This window comes from Tenacibaculum litoreum, assembly GCF_964513915.1.
In the GTDB taxonomy this organism is placed as follows: domain Bacteria; phylum Bacteroidota; class Bacteroidia; order Flavobacteriales; family Flavobacteriaceae; genus Polaribacter; species Polaribacter litoreum.
In genome coordinates this window covers 864,401-882,804 of the sequence record NZ_CAZEQS010000003.1, presented here as the reverse complement: position 1 = coordinate 882,804, position 18,404 = coordinate 864,401, and the positions used below count along the sequence as shown (strand labels likewise).

19 protein-coding genes and 1 pseudogene are annotated in these 18,404 nt (G+C 29.3%); 7 read left to right on the top strand and 13 right to left on the bottom strand.

Annotation, left to right across the window (positions count from 1 at the left end; genetic code table 11):
- Nucleotides 1-23 precede the first annotated feature (23 nt).
- The 13 genes and pseudogenes from ACKTTR_RS10140 to ACKTTR_RS10080 all read right to left on the bottom strand — a co-directional run bounded on the left by ACKTTR_RS10140 (nt 24) and on the right by ACKTTR_RS10080 (nt 12,083).
- Entirely contained in the window at nt 24-1,322 is a 1,299-nt protein-coding gene (locus ACKTTR_RS10140) for a serine hydrolase (protein WP_408027727.1), read from the bottom strand.
- Nucleotides 1,323-1,332: 10 nt separating this feature from the next.
- A complete protein-coding gene (locus ACKTTR_RS10135; RefSeq protein ID WP_408028004.1) occupies nt 1,333-1,548 on the bottom strand; it encodes a tetratricopeptide repeat protein in 216 nt (71 codons plus the stop codon).
- Between the two features lie 204 nt (nt 1,549-1,752).
- A pseudogene (locus ACKTTR_RS10130) lies at nt 1,753-2,760 on the bottom strand (serine hydrolase domain-containing protein); the annotation flags it as partial.
- Between the two features lie 247 nt (nt 2,761-3,007).
- The gene (locus ACKTTR_RS10125) at nt 3,008-4,444 is read right to left on the bottom strand and encodes a serine hydrolase (protein ID WP_408027726.1); all 1,437 of its coding nucleotides are present in this window, start codon (nt 4,442-4,444) and stop codon (nt 3,008-3,010) included.
- Between the two features lies 1 nt (nt 4,445).
- A complete protein-coding gene (locus ACKTTR_RS10120; protein WP_408027725.1) occupies nt 4,446-4,880 on the bottom strand; it encodes a MarR family winged helix-turn-helix transcriptional regulator in 435 nt (144 codons plus the stop codon).
- A 66-nt stretch (nt 4,881-4,946) separates the two neighbouring features.
- Nucleotides 4,947-5,846: a sterol desaturase family protein gene (locus ACKTTR_RS10115; RefSeq protein WP_408027724.1), complete on the bottom strand. Its 900-nt coding sequence runs from the start codon at nt 5,844-5,846 to the stop codon at nt 4,947-4,949.
- 51 nt (nt 5,847-5,897) lie between these two features.
- On the bottom strand, nt 5,898-6,473 hold the full coding sequence (locus tag ACKTTR_RS10110; RefSeq protein WP_408027723.1) for a sigma-70 family RNA polymerase sigma factor: 576 nt from the start codon (nt 6,471-6,473) through the stop codon (nt 5,898-5,900).
- A 372-nt stretch (nt 6,474-6,845) separates the two neighbouring features.
- Complete coding sequence (locus ACKTTR_RS10105; RefSeq protein ID WP_408027722.1) at nt 6,846-7,118, bottom strand: DUF4242 domain-containing protein; 273 nt, start codon at nt 7,116-7,118, stop codon at nt 6,846-6,848.
- A 248-nt stretch (nt 7,119-7,366) separates the two neighbouring features.
- Nucleotides 7,367-8,137, bottom strand: coding sequence for a pentapeptide repeat-containing protein (locus ACKTTR_RS10100; RefSeq protein ID WP_408027721.1), 771 nt, complete (start codon nt 8,135-8,137; stop codon nt 7,367-7,369).
- Nucleotides 8,138-8,257: 120 nt separating this feature from the next.
- Nucleotides 8,258-8,530 (bottom strand): HU family DNA-binding protein, encoded by a 273-nt coding sequence (locus tag ACKTTR_RS10095; RefSeq protein ID WP_099216100.1) that lies wholly within the window; start codon nt 8,528-8,530, stop codon nt 8,258-8,260.
- A gap of 186 nt (nt 8,531-8,716) precedes the next feature.
- Nucleotides 8,717-9,661: a methionyl-tRNA formyltransferase gene (gene fmt, locus ACKTTR_RS10090; protein ID WP_408027720.1), complete on the bottom strand. Its 945-nt coding sequence runs from the start codon at nt 9,659-9,661 to the stop codon at nt 8,717-8,719.
- On the bottom strand, nt 9,662-11,548 hold the full coding sequence (locus ACKTTR_RS10085) for a RecQ family ATP-dependent DNA helicase (protein ID WP_408027719.1): 1,887 nt from the start codon (nt 11,546-11,548) through the stop codon (nt 9,662-9,664). It lies immediately after the preceding gene.
- Nucleotides 11,541-12,083, bottom strand: a complete 543-nt coding sequence (locus tag ACKTTR_RS10080; protein WP_408027718.1) for an AAA family ATPase — start codon at nt 12,081-12,083, stop codon at nt 11,541-11,543. Before ACKTTR_RS10080 ends, ACKTTR_RS10085 begins: the two co-directional genes overlap by 8 nt.
- Nucleotides 12,084-12,200: 117 nt before the next feature.
- On the opposite strand from ACKTTR_RS10080, the gene ACKTTR_RS10075 reads away from it, so the two are divergent.
- From ACKTTR_RS10075 to ACKTTR_RS10045, 7 genes are all read left to right on the top strand, one after another.
- Entirely contained in the window at nt 12,201-12,482 is a 282-nt protein-coding gene (locus ACKTTR_RS10075; protein WP_125067221.1) for a DUF493 family protein, read from the top strand.
- Nucleotides 12,483-12,491: 9 nt separating this feature from the next.
- On the top strand, nt 12,492-14,090 hold the full coding sequence (locus ACKTTR_RS10070) for a peptidylprolyl isomerase (protein ID WP_408027717.1): 1,599 nt from the start codon (nt 12,492-12,494) through the stop codon (nt 14,088-14,090).
- Nucleotides 14,091-14,094: 4 nt separating this feature from the next.
- Nucleotides 14,095-14,952: a hypothetical protein gene (locus ACKTTR_RS10065; RefSeq protein WP_408027716.1), complete on the top strand. Its 858-nt coding sequence runs from the start codon at nt 14,095-14,097 to the stop codon at nt 14,950-14,952.
- Entirely contained in the window at nt 14,915-16,291 is a 1,377-nt protein-coding gene (locus ACKTTR_RS10060) for a peptidylprolyl isomerase (protein WP_408027715.1), read from the top strand. The genes ACKTTR_RS10065 and ACKTTR_RS10060 overlap by 38 nt, the downstream gene beginning before the upstream one ends.
- Before the next feature lie 100 nt (nt 16,292-16,391).
- Nucleotides 16,392-17,345: an AAA family ATPase gene (locus ACKTTR_RS10055; protein WP_408027714.1), complete on the top strand. Its 954-nt coding sequence runs from the start codon at nt 16,392-16,394 to the stop codon at nt 17,343-17,345.
- A 1-nt stretch (nt 17,346) separates the two neighbouring features.
- Nucleotides 17,347-17,793 carry a YybH family protein gene (locus tag ACKTTR_RS10050; RefSeq protein WP_408027713.1) on the top strand — a complete coding sequence of 149 codons (447 nt, stop codon included), beginning with the start codon at nt 17,347-17,349 and terminating at the stop codon, nt 17,791-17,793.
- An 11-nt stretch (nt 17,794-17,804) separates the two neighbouring features.
- Nucleotides 17,805-18,362 (top strand): Crp/Fnr family transcriptional regulator, encoded by a 558-nt coding sequence (locus ACKTTR_RS10045; RefSeq protein ID WP_408027712.1) that lies wholly within the window; start codon nt 17,805-17,807, stop codon nt 18,360-18,362.
- The last annotated feature ends 42 nt before the right edge of the window (nt 18,363-18,404 follow it).

The window sequence follows — 18,404 nt, the reverse complement described above, 5'->3', positions numbered from 1 at the left end:
AACAAAACAAGGTTGTATTTTTCTTAATTGGTTTTCTTCTTAATTTCTGGAACTCCAACTTTTCTAGTTATAATTTGAGTAACTTTTCCTTTTTTGTTTTTAATAAACTCAACTGTTCTATCATTATCATCAGAACGAAAAAACTTCACATCCGATTCTGGTAATAATTCATAATCATCATAGTATAATTTCCCATTCCTTTTAAGAATAGTAATGTTTTCATATTTTCCAACATACTCATCATATATTGTAGTATCTATTTTTACTTGTTGATGTTTGTACGGAAGTTCAACAGGTTTGTTAAAACAAATTGCAGCAAGTGCGTAGGCAATTAAATACGAAGGAGATTGATTGTTGGATAAAACGGTAATAAAAATATCATCATCTGTATATTTATTAAAAGAAGTCATAGCCCCGTAAAAACCTCCATCATGAGCAATTAATGTATGATTTTGATTGTAAAAAGGATTGATTATTAAACCAAACCCAAAATCTTGGTTGTTGTATGATGTGACCATTTTCTTTTTAGAAGCTTCATTTAGTAAAATAGTACTGTCAAACAATGCTTTATTCCAGAGATATAAATCTCCTACAGTAGAATAGATTCCATCATGACCAATATTAAAATTCCAGTTTATGTATGGGTTTTTTATGAGTTTACTGTCCTTTTTATAATAGATTTTAGCAGATTTTACAACTATTGAATCATTAGTGCTGACACCTGTATTATACATTTTAGCTTTGTCAAATAGATTTTTTTTGATATATGTTGCATATGACTGTTTGGAAACTTTTTCAATAATTCGCGCAAGTAAGTAATACCCAATATTACTATATGATGTATTGGTACCTGGTTTAAACAATAAAGGTTTCTGTATGATATAATTTACTACAGAATCTTTATTTAAAGATGTTTTAGCAAGATATAATTCATCATAATCCATCTGAAATCCAGCATTATGAGTCAACATCATTTTTACTGTAATCTGGTCTCCTTTAGGAAAATCAGGATAGTATTTAACAAGTTTATCGTTGAGTGACATTTTTCTTTTTTCAACTAATTGCATAATAGCAGCAGCCGTGAACTGTTTTGAAACGGAAGCTAAACTAAATTTAGTGTCTATTGTATTTGGAGTTTTCCATTCATAATCGGCTAAACCGTATGCTTTTTTTAGTAAGATACTATCATGTTTTGTAACTAACACTGTCCCTGAAAAATTATTGATGCTTGCTTGAGCATCCATATAACTTTCTAATGTTGACTTTTGTTGAGGAAAAGCCAACGTTGTGATTAGTATAAGAATAAGTGTGAAATATTTCATTTAATTATAATTAAACAGACCTTAATTTTTTTAGTTTTTCCACCGCATTGGTATTTTCAGGATTCAGGTCTAAACTTTTTTGATAGTTTTCAATAGCTTTTTTCTTTTGTCCGTCATTCATATAGGCTTCTCCTAAAGAATCGTAAGCATCATAAGATTTAGGAAAGTATAATACTTCAAGTGTAAGTAGGTCAATAGCTTTTTTATAAAAACCTCTTTTTATCATTTCATAACCTTTAGCATTTAAGTTTATTTCAGAAAGCTTAAAGCTTGAGTTTTTAATTACTTTTTTTGCTTGTTGAAGTCCTTGATCTAAACAAGTTTTAACTACTTCTTTAGTAAAAAAGTAATTATTTAACTTAGGTGTGGTACCTGAAATAGTTTTCTCTATAAAAAAGCGAGCGTCAAAAAAACCTTGATCTAAATCTTTGTTAGTTAAAAGTATAACGGTGTAATTTTGCTTTTCAAAAATCCTCCATTCTGCACCAGTACCATAATGTCCACCACTATGTCCATAAATTCCAGAGCCTTTAGCACCCGCAAACTGTATTCCATATCCATACCAATCATTTTTAGGTTCTTTTTTCATCATATCAGTATACTTAGCATTTAGTAGTTGATTATTTTTAAAAGCTTTAGAAAATTGATACAAATCATCTACGTTAGAGTAACCACCGCCAGCAGGTCCTCATTTTACAGCTCCCATAAAAATGGTTTTCTGTAATTGATTAGGAAAAAGATCTGATAATGTATAGTTTTCAGCTGCGTTTTCAATAGTGAGATCAATATTATAATTACCAGTATTTTGCATGTTTACTATTGAAAAAATATGCTCTTCAATATATTTTTCATAAGGCATCTTTGTAATGGCTTCTATAACTCTACCAAGAATAATATAATTGGTGTTTCTATAAGCAAATTGTTGATTTGGTTTAAATTCTAAAGGTTTATTTTCGTATAAGTTTGTAAGACTTTCTATAGTTCTGAATTGTTCTTTTGAGATGTTTAAGAACTTTTCTGAATGAAAATAATTAGGTAATCCGCTTCTGTGTTTTAATAATAATTCTACAGTTACAGAGTCTCTAGCTGACTTATTTGCATAATTGGGTAGGAATTTCCCAATGTTATCTTGTAAAGATATTTTTCCTTCCTGTATTAATTGAAATATAGCAACTGCTGTGAATGATTTACCTATAGATGCGTACGAAAACTTAGTTTCAGTATTGTTTTTTACTTTATGACCTAAGTGAGCAAACCCGTATGCTCTCTTGAATAAAATACTATCATTTTTAGCAATTAAAACAGTACCGCTAAATCCATCTAATGAATCTAAATAGTTAGCAATTTGAGTTGTTTTTTGATCTTTAAAAAAAGTGGATTTCTTCTTAGCACAAGAAAAAGAGATTATAAGTGCTAGTAAATAGATTAATTTTTTCATTTTAAGAATTACAATTTTTAGTCAATTTTTTAAAGGCTTTGTATAGTTATTTTATTTCTTCACTAGAAACACTATTTAGTGCTATTTCTTTGTATTATAGGTTTATTCTTTAAAATAAAAAACAGTGGTGGTATAGACGTTGATAATTTTTCATAGGCACATATTATATTAATTTTTAAATTTAGAAAGAGAAGAATTGAATAACAATAATAAAAACTCCGTTAAAAAAACGGAGTTTTTGTTGGTGCTAATTATTCATAGCAAATAATTCGCGTAACTTCTCCTTTCCATTTAAGTTTTCAGGGTTTATTTCTAAACTCTTCTGATAATTTTTTATAGCTTTTCTTATTTGTCCATCCTTCATATATGCTTCTCCTAAAGAGTCGTAAGCATCATGTGATTCAGGAAAAAATAGTACTTCAAGAGTAAAAAGGTCAATTGCTTTTTTATAAAAACCTCTTTTAATCATTTCATAACCTTCAGTATTTAACTCTATTTCAGAAAGTTTAAATTTTGAGTCCTTAATCATAGCTTTGGTTTGTTCCAAACCACTATTTAAGTAGGTTCTGATCACCTTTTTGGTGAAAAAATAATTATCGAGTTTAGGTGTAGAGCCTGCAATAGTTTTTTCTATAAAATAGCGAGCATCTAAAAAGCCTTTGTTGGCATCTTTATTTGTAAGAATTATTACAGTATATCCTTCTTGTTTATAAACTCGCCATTCATTACCTACCCCATAATGGCCTCCAGTATGTCCATATATAGTGCCTTCTTCCGGGTATGGAAATTGCATTCCGTAACCATAATGACTGTCTTTATTTAGAGGAGTGGTAAATAGGTTAGTGTATTCTTTGTTAAGAAGTTTATAGTCTTGTAAAGCCTGAGAAAATTTATACAGGTCATTTATGGTGGTGTACCCTCCTCCGTGAGCATCTCCTCTTACAGGATATGTGTGAATATTTATTTTAAGCTTGTTCGGATAAATTTCAGATGTAGTATAACCTTCAGCAGCATTATCAATAGGGTGGTCTAAATCATAGTTTCCAGTATTCTTTATTGAAGCCACTGAGTAAATATTTTTTTCTAAGTAGTTATTATATTCTATACCAGATATAGTTTTAATAATTCTACCTAGTATAACGTAATTGGTGTTACGGTATGAAAATTTTTCACCAGGTTTAGATTCCATAGGTTCATTTTCATAAAGAGAACTAAAGTCTTTTGAAAACCTATATAAATCTTTTGAACCTTCAATAAAAGATTTCCTAACAAAAAAATGAGGTAACCCACTTGTATGAGTTAAAAGGTGAGCAATAGTAACAGAATCTCTAACAGTTTTATTCGGATAGTTAGGAAGAAAGTTACCTATTTTATCAGTTAGTTTTAATTTTTTTTGTTGTATTAACTGTAAAGTAGCTACAGCAGTAAAAGACTTTCCAATAGAGCCTTGATTGAATTTTGTGTTTGTTCTATTTTTAACTTTATGACCTAAATGAGCATACCCATAAGCTTTCTTGAATAAGATACTATCGTTTTTAGCAATTAAAACTGCTCCACTGAATCCATCTAAAGAATCTAAATAGTTAGCAATTTGAGTTATTTTTGGACTTTTATAAGTAGTAGGTTTTTTATTAGTACAAGAAAAAGTTATTATAAGTACAAGTAAGTAGGCTAATCTCTTCATTTTAAGAATTGCAATTTTTAGTTATTTTTTGTAAAGTTTTGTATAACTGTTCTAACTCTTCTTCTGAAATAGTACTTAAGGCAGTTTCTCTATTCACTTGTATAATAGGCTTAAGTTTTTTTATAATTATTTTTCCTTTTTCAGTAATCTCTAGTTTTGCTTTTCGTTTATCTTGATTATCTGTTTTTTTTATCAAATAATCTTTATTCATCATCAATTTAACAATACGTGTCATAGAGGCATAATCTTTAAAAACTAAATCAGCAATTTCTGTTTGAGTTTTATCATTGTTTTCTAATAACAATAAAATTAAGGCTTGGTCTACAGTAATATCAGGAACAATTTGTGAGATATTATGTTGACTTAATCTACGATATGCTTTTATAGTTTCCTCTATGGAGTAGAGTACAGTTGTTGTAGGTGTATTAAATTTCATTTTACTTGATATGTCAAGCAAATATATAATTTTATTTGATATATCAAGTAAACTAGGATATGATTTTTATTTACAACATTCATTAAAAGTTGTAATTGGAAATACCAGCTGTTTATAATATGCAAGATGTTTGGGGTAATTTATTTTAGAACTTTTTATAACACCTACTTCTTTAACAGCTCCTTTTCGGTTGTAATAAGTACCAAATAACAAGTCCCAGAAAGGAAAAGTGTTACTAAAGTTTTTAGCCTCTTTTATATTGATACTATGATGGAAATGATGAATTTGAGGTGTAACAATAAGATAATCCCAAAAACTTTTTCTTGTTTGAATGTTGGCGTGTGAAATATAGGCAATAACAGTATGTGTAATTATTACTAAAAAAATAATCTCTTTACTAAATCCTAAAAGTAGAATAGGAGTCATCTTTAAAAGTGTGTTTAAGAACATATTAAAAGGGTGTATCCAATTTGTTTTAAACCAGTTTAAACTTGTTGGTAAATGATGAATTGAATGAATTTTCCAGAGAAAAAGACTTAGATATGAATTGGAATTACCTTTATGACTAATACGATGGTATAAATATGGAAGAAGATCACCAATTAAATTAGCGATAATATAACAGCTCCAAAAAGGAAATGTGTTCCAAAAGTTGAATAGAATATAAGTGTTTTCTCTAATATAAATGGTCATTGATAAGGCAAGTGTTTTTCCAAAAGCATCAAATATAGCTGTAGAGAAAATTAAATGTTTAATATCTGTCCAAAGTGAGTTTTTTAGAGGAACCCATTTTCTTTTTAAAGGAATGATACGTTCTAAAGCTAAAATATATAGGAGTGTAAAGAAGAAAATAGCATAAGAGGCAACTTCAAAGTTCCATTTATTTATAAGGGTCAAATAACTGAATATTGCAGTTGACATTAATAAAAAAGGGACAGCAAATAAAGATGTTTTTTTATGTATCATATGTTTTTACTTTCTCTTGTAGTCGTCAATAGGAAGTAAAAAGATGCAAGATTATGGTGTAAAGTTTATTCTTTTCATTTCATTTTTTAATTCTTGTGGGAGTTCACAGTTTTTCTTTAGTGTAAAATCAGTTATTTGACCTTTGTTATTGTAAGAAATATCAACACATTCAATAACTAATTCTTTCAGTTTTTTGCGTCCTCTTTGTATTCTGGATTTTGTTGCTGTCAAGCTTAAGTTTAGAGTGTTAGCAATTTCTTGTTGCGGTCTTTGTTCGATATCACTTAAATAAAGAGGTTCACTATATTTTTTAGGAAGGTATTGTTGAATGATAAAAGAAGATAAGTCACAGACACAAGGATCGAAATTAGCATTCGTTTCAGCCTGATTTATTACAATTTCATTTTGTTTTACTTGCTTTCTATAGTAATCAGCAATTGTGTTTCTAGTAACTTGAAAAAGCCAATTCTTGTAATTTTTTACTTCTGTTTCTTTAGCTAAACTCTTATATAGTTTTAAGCTAACTTCTTGTAGAATATCATCTGCTATATGTTTGTCATTAACTTTAGTATTAATAAAATTTAGTAAATGGTTTTTATGAATATCCCAAATTTTGTTGAATGTCATTATTCTCTACTATGATGATTAAAGTGGTTGTTGTTTATATAAAAAGAAGTTACAATTCAAATTAAGTCTTAAAGTTAAAAAAAGTTTATCATTTCTAATTTAAGGTTCAATACTTTTTAATGAGTAAGAAAGTAAATGTATTACTTGGTAAAAAATAAAAGAGAAAAAAATCCTATGCCAATATAAATAATACCTACAATATAAGTAAAAGCCTTATGATTTGTAAGTTTAGTTTTTAAATAGTTACCTAGTTTACTAGAAAGAAAAACAAAAATACATCCCTAAGCAACTGCAATTACAATAAATAACAAACCTCGCAAGAATTCTTACAAGGTTTATTTTTAGTGTTTTAATAATGATAACTCCTAATGATTACTCTGCTGTAATAGGGTCAATAATAGTTGAAACTTTATTAACTTTATTTATAGGAAATCCACCCTTTTCAGCGTGTTCCCGAATCTTTGATTCGTTAGGCGCGTTATAAATACAGTATATTTTATTATCTGTAACATAACTATGAACCCATTGTATTTTTGGGCCTAGTTCATCCAATACATCACAAGAGGTCTGTGAAATCTCTTTTAATTGGTCAGAAGTTAATTCACCAGCTCCTGAAAGTTCTCGTTCAATAACATACTTAGGCATAATCTTAAAATTTAGTTCCTACTCGTTTGGTTTTTCGGATTTACCCCGTTTTTTTATGGTTTCTGGACTCCATTAGTAGTTGTTTTTTTGAGGGTAAGAAGTTGAATACTAAGTTAGTGTAATTAAAAATAAGAATCAACCTAAATTTTAAAAAGCAAAAACTCGCAGTAATTATTGCGAGTTTTTGCTTTTTAAATTAAGTCTATTCTGACTTAATCTTTTTGGAATGTTGGTTGATTAAATAACTTCTATTTTTTTAGTAAATACTTATTAAAACTTTTTCCGTTTATTTTAGTGTATTTTGAGTCAATATCAAAAGCAACTTCCATTCCTGTAATATCAAATTCACCAGATACTTTGGTATATTTAATATTTAAGTCTTCTTCAAACTTTACATTTCTAAATGATACTCCGTCTTTAAATTCAGTATATTTAAAAATAGCACTTTCATTAAAAACAGAGTTTTTAAAGCTTACAAAACGTTTAAAATCTGCATATTTAAAAGTAGCTGGTTCTTCAAAAGAGGTGTTTTCGAAAGTAATGTCTCTGTCAAATTTTGCATACTTAAATGTTGAATCACCTTTAAACTTGGTATTAGAAAAGTTTGTGTTTCTTTCAAAATCAGAATATTTAAACATTGCCTTTTGTTCAAAAGTACAATCTTTAAATACAACTACATCTTCAAAGTTAGCTACAAAAGTATATCCGCTTTTTTCATGAGGGATATAAGCTAACACATCATCATCAAAAACACAGTTTACAAATGAAACTTTGTTGGTTATTTGTTTTTCAATAGTATTTGATCCACCATTATTCCACCAACGTTTTCTTTTTGGTAATTTAGGTAAAGCTTCATCCATAAAAGTAAAGTCTAATATACCTTTAATAGTGGCATTTGAAATTTCTATTGCTTTTCCGTTTTTAACATCTTTCATAATATCAGATGCGTTTATAGTTTTTTGTGCAAAAGCAGTTGAAAAACAAAATAAAAGTCCGATAACAGTAACTATATTTTTCATTTTTAATGGTTTTAAGTTCTATATAATAGACAACCAGTATTTGTTTTTTGTGACACTTAGGTATAAAAAAACAGCATTCAGTTGCCTAAATGCTGTTTGTAATATGTTTCGTGGAAAATATTAGTTTACTGAATTGCTTAAACCAGCACCAGCTTTAAACTTAACTACATTTTTAGCAGCAATCTTAATTTCTTTTCCTGTTTGAGGGTTTCTACCAGTTCTAGCAGCTCTCTTAGAAACAGACCAAGTTCCCCATCCAACTAAAGCAACTTTATCACCTTTCTTTAAAGTTTTAGTTACGTTATCAGTTAAAGAGTCTAATGCAGCTTTAGCAGCAGCTTTTGAAATTCCTGCATCAGCAGCCATCGCATCGATTAAATCTGATTTGTTCATAATTTAAATAGATTTTAAAATTAATTAATATTTTTTTGCTTCAATAGCTCAACAAATATAGACGGAATGCGGGATTGTGCAAGATTTGACCTAAAAAAAATACTCTTTTGTTAATAAGTTGCTATAAATTGTTAATAACCACTTGTTGTTTTTTGTTAAAAACGTTGAAAGCCCGTAAACAAAGGGCTACAGCACTTTTGCTTCTTTTTTGAACTGATAACCATTTAATAAACTTTGAGCGTCCATTAATTTTTTACCAGAAATTTTAATTTGATGGATATTTAAGTAACCATCTGTAACTGCTATTTTTAGCTCTTTTTTAGAGGTAACTATAGTACCAATTTCAAGATTATGTGAAGAAGGGTCTTTACTAACTCCATATATTTTAGCTGAAACTTCATCATCTCCATTTATAATGGTAGTCCAAGCAGCAGGATATGGATTTAATCCGCGAATATGATTATAAATATCACTTAAAGATTTAGACCAATCTATCTTACAGTTATGAGGATATAATTTTGGAGCAGACTTTTCCTCTAATTCAGGTTGTTTAGTAGTTGTAACATCTCCTTTAGCAATTAAGTCTAAAGTTTCAGCAACTAGTTTAGCTCCTAAGTGCATTAATCTATCGTGTAATTCACCAACAATTTCATCTTCTTTAATAGTTACTTCACTTTGTAATATGATTTCTCCTGTATCAATTTTATCATCAATAAAGAAAGTAGTAACACCTGTTTTGGTTTCACCATTTATAATTGCCCAGTTAATAGGTGCAGCACCACGATATTCTGGTAATAATGAAGCATGTAAATTAAAAGTACCATATTCAGGTAATGTCCAAACTGATTTTGGTAACATTCTAAAAGCAACAACTATTTGTAAGTTAGCGTTCCACTTTTTTAAATCTTCTTGAAATTCTTCACTCTTCAAGTTCTTAGGTTGAAGAATAGGCAAGTTTTGAGATAAAGCATATTTTTTTACAGCAGATTGATTAAGCTTACGACCTCTACCAGCTGGTTTATCAGCTGCAGTGATAACACCAACTACATTATAATCATTTTCCACTAAATGCTGTAAAATGGTAGCAGCAAAATCGGGAGTTCCCATAAAAACGATGCGTAAATCTCTCATTTATTTTAAAAAGTATTTATTGTTTTTTGTGTGTATTTTTTCTTCGGAAAGAAGCTCTCGCAAAAGTATTAAAATGTTCGCTTCTTTTTCATTTAATAGCGAGCAGATTTCACTAACAGTATAGTTTTCCCCTTCTTGTAATATTGAAAGTATGTCTTTTGGGGTAGTATTAACTTTCTTCTTTTTATGGAGACAAACATCACAAATTCCACAGTTTTGAGTGTGATGTTCATTAAAATAAGAGAGTAGTTGTACACTTCTACAAGCTGAATTGTTTTCTATAAATTGAAGTAAATCTCGATTTTTTTGTTTTTTCTGCTTGATGTATTGTTTGATGTTTATAGAAATTCGGTTGATGGTTTTATCATCTTCTCTTGGGTGTAAAAAGAAAAGCTCCGCATTATTAGTAGCTTTTGTGTAAGCTATTAATTCCGTTTGAGCTAACTTTTCTAAAGTGTCGATTACGAACCAAGAGGTAGTTCCTAGTTTTTTAGCGATATAAAATTCGTCAATTTTTACAGGACTTTCAAAAATGCCACCATACATACGTAAAACTTGCTGAACAAAATTTTTAACTAGGGAGTTTTGATTTGTGTGTGATATAACTTGCTTACTTGAAGCTAAAAACTGAACCGTAGATTTTTGCTGAAAACTATGATTTAACTCAATAACTCCATTATTGTTAAGTATCTGAAGAGCATTGAATGTTTTGTTAGGGATGAAATTATACTTACTACAAAAACTTAAAAAATTAAAATCGAAAGCAGTTTCTATCAATTCTCCTTTTGCAATTTGAAAATGTTGATATAGTTTTTGGTGAATAGTTTTTATCTCATCAATGGTTGGCAATGATTTTTCAAGTAATTCACCACTTAAAGAAATATCACTATCGTTAGTTAATACTACAGAGAAAGATTTTACTCCATCACGTCCACCACGACCCGCTTCTTGAATATAATTTTCAATAGAAGAAGGCAAGTTAAGATGAACAACAACTCGAACATTGGGTTTGTCTATTCCCATACCAAAAGCGTTGGTAGCAACCATAATTGGAGTTTTCTCTGTCATCCAATTATCAAAAGTTAACTTTTTTTCTATAGGAGAAAGACCTCCATGGTAAAAAGAACTTTTAAACCCATTAGCATTTAAGTAGCTACTAATTTCTTTTGTTTTACTACGAGTATTTACATATATAATTGAAGGAGCTTTTGTTTTGGTAAAAATCTGATTTAGTTTACCAAGCTTGTCTTCAGTTTTAAAAATTTGATAGGCTAAATTTTCTCTAAAAAAAGATTTTTTGAAAACGGTAGGTTCTTCTAATTCAAGAGAAGAAATAATATCTGAAATTACTTTTTGAGTTGCCGTAGCTGTTAAAGCAATTATAGGGGTAGTAGGTAGTAACTCTTTTAAAACAGTAATCTCTTGATAAGAAGGACGGAAATCGTGTCCCCATTCAGAAATACAATGTGCTTCATCAATAGCTATTAAGTTTACATTTAGTTGCTTAATTTTTTCTTGGATAAAACGTGATTGTAATCGTTCAGGTGAAATGTATAAAAACTTAGTATTTCCAAACCGAATATTATCAAAAAGAGTAATAATATCATCTTGTGTACTTCCAGAAGGTATTAAAGTTGCTTTTATACCTTTATCAGTAAGGTTTGTAACTTGATCTTGCATCAAGGCAACTAAGGGAGAAATTACTATACAAACTCCTTCTTTAATTAATGCAGGTACTTGAAAACAAATAGATTTTCCGCCTCCTGTAGGAAGTAAAGCAACAACATTGTTTCCTGCTAAAACTTCAGTAATTATTTCTTGTTGAGGTTTTCTAAAAGAATTATACCCCCAATAATGTTTTAATATTTGTAGCGATTTATCATACATCGTGTTTTAACGAATGTAAAATAAAATCACAGCGTTCATGTATTGAACCAAAAGGAACATCAATAATATTATAGCCTACTTCCTCGTAAGCTTCTTTTAAAAAGGTATCTATTTTTACTGATTGCTCGAAAGTTTCATAACGTTCATTATCAGATTTATAAATAGCCTCCCAAGGAGCACACATAAACACTTTGTTATATAAATACCTATTGCTTTTTTCAATAAAAACCTCTGGATAGTCAGAACCTAAATAATTCATATAAGCATGTACATCAGGAATTCCTCTATCAAAAAAGATAATCTCAGCATCACTTTGATGAGCTTCTAAGTACTGTTGCTCTCTTCCTTCCAATAGTAGTTGGCTAAATAATAAAGGTTGCTCTAAAAAAAGTTGATCAATACCATCTTTTTGAGCTTTAAGTGTAACCTCTCTTGAAATCTCTGGCATACATTCATATCCACGTCTAATAAATTCTCTTAAAATAGAGGATTTACCCGTACCAGGACCACCTATTAAAACTATTTTTTGTTGCATGGGGCAAAAATAAAAGTTTCAAGTTATAAATATAATAAATAGTGTAATTTTGTGCTTCATCATTATGATTTCTATATTTTTTGATGAATTTTAATAAAAACAGTAATTTTTTGAGTTATGCAAGATAGAGAAGCTTTTTACGCAAAGTTAAAATCACAATTAGAAGATACTACAACATTTCCGGCTAAATATTTATATAAATTTATTGTTCCTACTGATGGTAATCAAGTACAAGAGGTACAAGACTTATTTGACAATGGAGGAGCGGTTATTGATACCAAAAAATCTAAAACAGGAAAATATGTAAGTGTATCAATACATATAACGGTTAAAAGCTCAGACGAGGTTATTTCATACTATAAAAAAGCAGAAGCTATAAAAGGAATTATTTCTTTGTAAATTTATAGTATGAAAAAACTACTTTTCATAACTGCTTTTTTTTACGTTATACTGCCGTCTTTTAGTCAAAAAGATTCGGAATTGTTTCGTATTAATGATGCTCCAATAATGGTTTCGGAGTTTAAGCAGATGTATGAAAAGAATTTAACTATTGCAGAGGATACAGAGGCTAAGAATATTGATAGTTATTTAGAATTGTTTATTAATTATAAGCTAAAAGTAAAAGAAGCTTATAATTTACAATTAGACACTGTAAAGTCTCACCAAAGAGAGTTAGAAAGCTACAAGAAGGAATTACTAGCACCTTATTTGTATGATACAGAAACGTTAAATGCATTGGTGAAAGAAGCTTATAATCGTACTAAAAATGAGATTAAAGCAAGTCATATTTTAGTAAGGTTTCCAAGTGAAGGGTTAGCTGTAGATACATTATTTTTAAGAAATAAGATTGTAGGATATAGAAATCGTATCTTACAAGGAGAAGACTTTAAAAAAGTAGCAAAAGAGGTTTCAGAAGATCCTTCTGTAAAAATTAATGGAGGGAATTTAGGCTACTTTAAAGCCTTTCAAATGGTATATCCTTTTGAAACAGCAGCATACAAAACAAAAGTAGGAGAGGTTTCTGAACCTTTTAAAACAAAATTTGGTTGGCATATTGTAAAAGTAACGGATATAAGACCTTCTAAAGGAGAATTTGAATCAGCACATATTTTAGTTAGAAACTCACCTAAGAGTGAGGCAAAGATTCACTCGTTATATAAACTTCTTGAATCTGGAAAACCATTTGAAGAAGTAGCAAAGGAATATTCAGAAGATACTAATACAGCCAAGATAGGAGGCAAGTTACCAAGGTTTGGAACAGGAAAAATGGTTGATGAGTTTGAGAATAATGTAAGAAACTTAAAAGAACCAGGAAGTTATAGTAAACCTTTTAAAACTACATATGGCTGGCACATAGTTAAGCTTATAAAAAATTACCCAGTGCATTCTTTTTCAGAAATGAAAAATGAGTTAACTAGAAAGGTAAAGCAATCTAAAAGAATCAAGATATCAGATCGAGCATTGTTAAAGAAGTTAATGGATAAATACCAAGTTAAAGAATATCCTGAAGCATTGACAGTTTTTCAAAAAACTAAAAAAGAAGCATTAAAGAAAAATGAATTAAATGCTATTGTATTTTCTGTTAACAAGAAAAAGTTTACTCAGAAAGATTTTTTAGAGTTTATAAAACTTAAAAATAAAGCAGTAACAGAAAATTTTAAAGATTTTAAAAAGGAAGTTTTACTAAGTTGTTTTAAAGAAGATTTATTTTATACCAATCTAGACTACAGAAATACATTGTTAGAGTATAAAGAAGGTTTACTTTTATTTGATTTAATGCAGAAAAAGATATGGAATAAAGCTTCAAAAGATACCTTAGGTTTAAAATCTTTTTATATTGCAAACAAAGTAAAGTATGGCAAAGAACTTGATGATATAAGGGGACAAGTAATAAGTGATTATCAAGACGAGCTAGAAAAAAAATGGATTGAAAAGCTAAGAAAAAATAATATGGTTAGAGTAAGAAAAGGGGCATTAAGAAAATTAAAGAATACGTATAACCAATAGTATAGTGAGAAAATATATTTTTTTAATTACATCATTAATAATAGTTTCATGTGATCTAATAAGTTTAAAAACAAAAAAGGTTACCAATGAAAGACCAATAGCTACTGTTTATAATAAGCATTTGTATAAGAAAGATATTGCTGGTTTATTACCCAAAAACCTTTCACCTAAAGATAGTTTAGTTATAGTGAGGGGGTTGATTAACTCGTGGGCTAAACAAGAATTATTGTATATAAAAGCGGAGGAGAATATATCAGAAGTAAATAGTGAAGAAATACAAAACTTAGTTAACGATTATAAAAAGAGCTTATATATTAACGGCTATAAAGAACGTTTGATAAAGCAACAATTAGATACAGTTGTTACTGAGGAAGAGATAGCATTGTACTACGAGGAAAACAAAGAGAATTTTAAAGTAAGTGAAGAGCTTGTACAATTTGAATATGTGCATTTTGGTAAAGATTACTTAGATAAAAAAGAAACAATAAAGCAGTTTAAGTCAGAAAAAGAAGAAGACAAAGAAGATTTAGAACGACACTTGTTAAATTTTAAATCATATCGCTTGCAAGATTCAACTTGGGTAACTTTTGATTATTTAAAGAAAAAAATTCCACCTTTTCGTAACGAAACGAAAGAAAACTTGTTAAAAATATCAAAATTCATACAAAAAGAAGATAGTTTAGGAGTATATTTGGTCGCTGTAAAAAATATGTTGCCACAAAATGCTACGGCTCCATTAAGCTATGTAAGCCCTAGAATAAAGCAAATTATTTTACATAAAAGAAAATTAGAATTAATACGAGATATTGAAAAAACGCTGATAAATGATGCAATTGAAAACAAGAACTTTAAAGAATATTAGTATAGTATTTACGTTGTTTTTAGCAGGCTTAACAACAATTAATGCACAGGGTACAAAAGTAGATGGTGTTGCTGTTGTGGTGGGTAAAAACATTGTTTTAGATTCTGATATAGATAAGTTTAAGCAAGAAGTAGAGTTAAGAAGTGAAGGGAAAGTGAAGATTTCTGACTGCGAAATGTTAGAAGAACTAATGCAGCAAAAACTATTAGCTCACCATGCAATTATTGATAGTGTTACAGTATCTCAATCAGAAATAGATAATAGAGTAGGAAGAAGTATTGCTTTTTTTACACAAGAATATGGAAGTGAGGACAAAGTAGTTGCTGCTTATGGATTCAATGATATTGAAGATTTAAAGAAAGAGCTAGGAAGAGTTCAAAGAGAGAACCTATTAATAGAAAAAGAACAGCAAAAAATTACAGAAAATATTGATGTAACTCCTGAGGAAATACGTATTTACTTCAAAGGATTACAAGATAAAGGAGAACTTCCTGAAATACCTGCCGAAGTTCAATTGCAACAATTAGTAGTTAAAGCAGAGCCAACAGAAGAAGAGAAAGAGCGTGTAATTAACAAGCTAAAAGAAATTAAAAAAGAAATTGAAAACGGTGCTAGTTTTAAGTTAAAAGCAATTATTAATTCAGAAGATCCAGGAGTGGCTCAGAATGGAGGAAAATATGTAATTACAAAAGATAGTCCATTCATTAAAGAGTTTAAAGAAACAGCATTCTCATTAGACGTAAATCAAATTTCAGAGCCTATTAAATCTGCTTTTGGATACCATATAATTCAATTACATAAAGTAAAAGGTAACCAACGTGAAGTATCTCATATTTTAATGCAACCTGAAGTTTCTGATGAAAAGTTAAAAGAAACAAAAGAGCAAATTGAAAAGATAGTAGCTGATATAAAAGAAGGAAAGATAACTTTTGAAGAGGCTGTTAAAAAGTATTCTGAAGATGAAGAAACAAAAAATAGTGCGGGTATAATTATGAATCCTTATACTCAAGAACCTACTTTTGAGTTAACAAGAATGCCACCAGAATTATTCGCTAGAATTAGTGAATTAAAAAAGGGTGATTTATCTGATATTTACTATGATGAAACCCGTGAGGGAGAAAAAATGTATAAAGTAATCTTATTAAAAGATAAAACAGATACACATAAAGCTGATTTAGTAGAGGACTATGTAAGAATGCAACAATTTGCTTTAGCTAAGAAAAAAGAAGAAGAAATTACTAAGTGGACTAAAGAAAAAATCCAAGAAACTTACTTAAAGTTAAGTAACGATTATAAGAAGTGTACTTTTAAGAAAGATTGGAAAAAAGAAAACAAATAAGAAGTAATAAATTTAGTATATTGTCATTCCCGCGAAAGCGGGAATTTCATTTTATAAAAGTTTGTAATTAAAATTATTGAACAAAGAAAAACTTTGATTTATGTCTGACGTAACAGCAGTAAACACATTAGTAGAAAAATATAGCCAACTACAACAAGAAATAGGAAAGGTTATAATAGGTCAGCAAGAAGCGGTAAACTATACGTTACTTTCGATTTTTTGTGGAGGACATTCGTTGTTAATTGGAGTACCAGGATTGGCAAAAACCTTATTAGTAAACACAATTTCTAGCGCATTAGGATTGAATTTTAATAGAATTCAGTTTACCCCAGATTTAATGCCTTCTGATATTTTAGGAAGTGAAATACTAGACGAAACACGTCATTTTAAATTTATAAAAGGGCCAATTTTCTCAAATATCATTTTGGCGGACGAGATAAACCGTACACCACCTAAAACACAGGCAGCACTATTAGAAGCAATGCAGGAAAAATCTGTAACTATTGCAGGGCATCACTATAAATTAGAGTTACCTTTTTTTGTATTAGCAACTCAAAACCCTATCGAACAAGAAGGAACGTATCCGTTACCAGAAGCTCAGCTAGATCGTTTTATGTTTTCAATAAACTTGGAATATCCAAGTTTTGAAGAAGAGGTACAAGTGGTAAAAAATACGACATCAATAGCTGAACAAACAGTAAATGCTATTTTTTCTTCAGAAGAAATTATTGAAGTTCAAAAATTAATCCGTAAAATTCCTGTAGCAGATAATGTAGTTGAGTATGCTGTTGGTTTAGTTGGTAAAACACGTCCTAATTCAGATAAAGCAACTGAATTAATTAAAAAATATATTGATTGGGGTGCAGGTCCAAGAGCTTCACAAAACTTAATTTTAGCAGCCAAAGCACATGCAGCTGTACATGGAAAATATTCTCCAGATATTGAAGATGTTCAAGCGGTAGCAATTCCTATTTTATCACACAGAATAGTAAAGAATTATAAAGCAGAGGCTGAAGGAGTGACCGTAAAAGAAATTATAAATTCTCTATTTTAAAATGAAAAAGCTTTTAAGTGTTGTTTTTTTAGTGATACTATTTGCTTCATGTAAGCAAGAAGTTACCAAAACCATTTCTGAAGAAACAGAAAAACAAGAGATTTTATCGGTGATGAAGGCACAAGAAGAAGCTTGGTCTAATCACAATTTAGAAGGTTTTATGCAAGGATATTGGAAAAGTGATTCATTAAAGTTTTACGGACGAAATGGAATAACTTTTGGATGGCAAAAAACCTTAGATAACTATAAAAAAGGGTATCCAACAAAAGAACACTTAGGAACATTGACTTTTAAGATTAATGATATTTCTAAAATTACTGAAGGAGCATATTCTGTAATGGGAAAATATCACTTAAAAAGATCTGTAGGAGACGCTAACGGCGTTTTTATGATCATATTTAAGAAGATACAAGGCGAATGGAAAATTATCGCAGATACTTCGTGTTAAATTAAAAATTAATGAACACAGTTTTTAAAGAATTACTTTCTGATGAAAAAGCAAATGAGTTATTAGCGATAGGGAAGATAGAGACTTTGAAAAAGGGTGATTACTTTGTTCGAGCAGGTGCGATACCCAAAAAAATTGGGTTTATTAAAAAAGGGCTTTTCAGATATGTTTACATTAATAGCTTAGGAAAACAATTTACTAAAGGTATCATATTAGAAGATCAATTTATAGCTTCATATTCAGCAATGATATCAAATGAGCCATCCTATTTTTTTATTGAAGCGTTAGAAGATTCTGAAGTATTTTCTATTCCATATAAAAAATGGGTAACTTTAGTTGATACAGACCCTTTTTGGATGAGGTTTTTGTTAAAACTAGTTGAAAAAGGGTTTATAGCAAAAGAAAAAAGAGAAAGAGAATTACTCTTGTTAAATGCAGAAACTAGATACATTAATTTTTTAAAAGAATATCCAAGTATTGAAGATAGAATACATCAAACAATTATAGCTTCTTATTTAGGTATTCAACCAGAATCGTTAAGTAGAATTAGAAAAAAAATAGCGACTTAACATAGGTCAATGCGTGAGGTAGTCTTCAAAATTACTTTTGTT

Bases quoted from the DNA above. Each gene is read 5' to 3' on its own strand.
- ACKTTR_RS10105 (WP_408027722.1), bottom strand. From the start codon at position 7,118: ATGCCTAAGTATGTTATTGAACGAGAACTTTCAGGAGCTGGTGAATTA.
- ACKTTR_RS10080 (WP_408027718.1), bottom strand. From the start codon at position 12,083: ATGCAACAAAAAATAGTTTTAATAGGTGGTCCTGGTACGGGTAAATCC.
- ACKTTR_RS10100 (WP_408027721.1), bottom strand. From the start codon at position 8,137: ATGAAAAATATAGTTACTGTTATCGGACTTTTATTTTGTTTTTCAACT.
- ACKTTR_RS10095 (WP_099216100.1), bottom strand. From the start codon at position 8,530: ATGAACAAATCAGATTTAATCGATGCGATGGCTGCTGATGCAGGAATT.
- ACKTTR_RS10135 (WP_408028004.1), bottom strand. From the start codon at position 1,548: ATGATAAAAAGAGGTTTTTATAAAAAAGCTATTGACCTACTTACACTT.
- ACKTTR_RS10075 (WP_125067221.1), top strand. From the start codon at position 12,201: ATGCAAGATAGAGAAGCTTTTTACGCAAAGTTAAAATCACAATTAGAA.
- ACKTTR_RS10125 (WP_408027726.1), bottom strand. From the start codon at position 4,444: ATGAAGAGATTAGCCTACTTACTTGTACTTATAATAACTTTTTCTTGT.
- ACKTTR_RS10140 (WP_408027727.1), bottom strand. From the start codon at position 1,322: ATGAAATATTTCACACTTATTCTTATACTAATCACAACGTTGGCTTTT.
- ACKTTR_RS10085 (WP_408027719.1), bottom strand. From the start codon at position 11,548: ATGTATGATAAATCGCTACAAATATTAAAACATTATTGGGGGTATAAT.
- ACKTTR_RS10070 (WP_408027717.1), top strand. From the start codon at position 12,492: ATGAAAAAACTACTTTTCATAACTGCTTTTTTTTACGTTATACTGCCG.
- ACKTTR_RS10050 (WP_408027713.1), top strand. From the start codon at position 17,347: ATGAAAAAGCTTTTAAGTGTTGTTTTTTTAGTGATACTATTTGCTTCA.
- ACKTTR_RS10110 (WP_408027723.1), bottom strand. From the start codon at position 6,473: ATGACATTCAACAAAATTTGGGATATTCATAAAAACCATTTACTAAAT.
- ACKTTR_RS10045 (WP_408027712.1), top strand. From the start codon at position 17,805: ATGAACACAGTTTTTAAAGAATTACTTTCTGATGAAAAAGCAAATGAG.
- ACKTTR_RS10115 (WP_408027724.1), bottom strand. From the start codon at position 5,846: ATGATACATAAAAAAACATCTTTATTTGCTGTCCCTTTTTTATTAATG.
- ACKTTR_RS10055 (WP_408027714.1), top strand. From the start codon at position 16,392: ATGTCTGACGTAACAGCAGTAAACACATTAGTAGAAAAATATAGCCAA.
- ACKTTR_RS10120 (WP_408027725.1), bottom strand. From the start codon at position 4,880: ATGAAATTTAATACACCTACAACAACTGTACTCTACTCCATAGAGGAA.
- ACKTTR_RS10060 (WP_408027715.1), top strand. From the start codon at position 14,915: ATGATGCAATTGAAAACAAGAACTTTAAAGAATATTAGTATAGTATTT.
- fmt (WP_408027720.1), bottom strand. From the start codon at position 9,661: ATGAGAGATTTACGCATCGTTTTTATGGGAACTCCCGATTTTGCTGCT.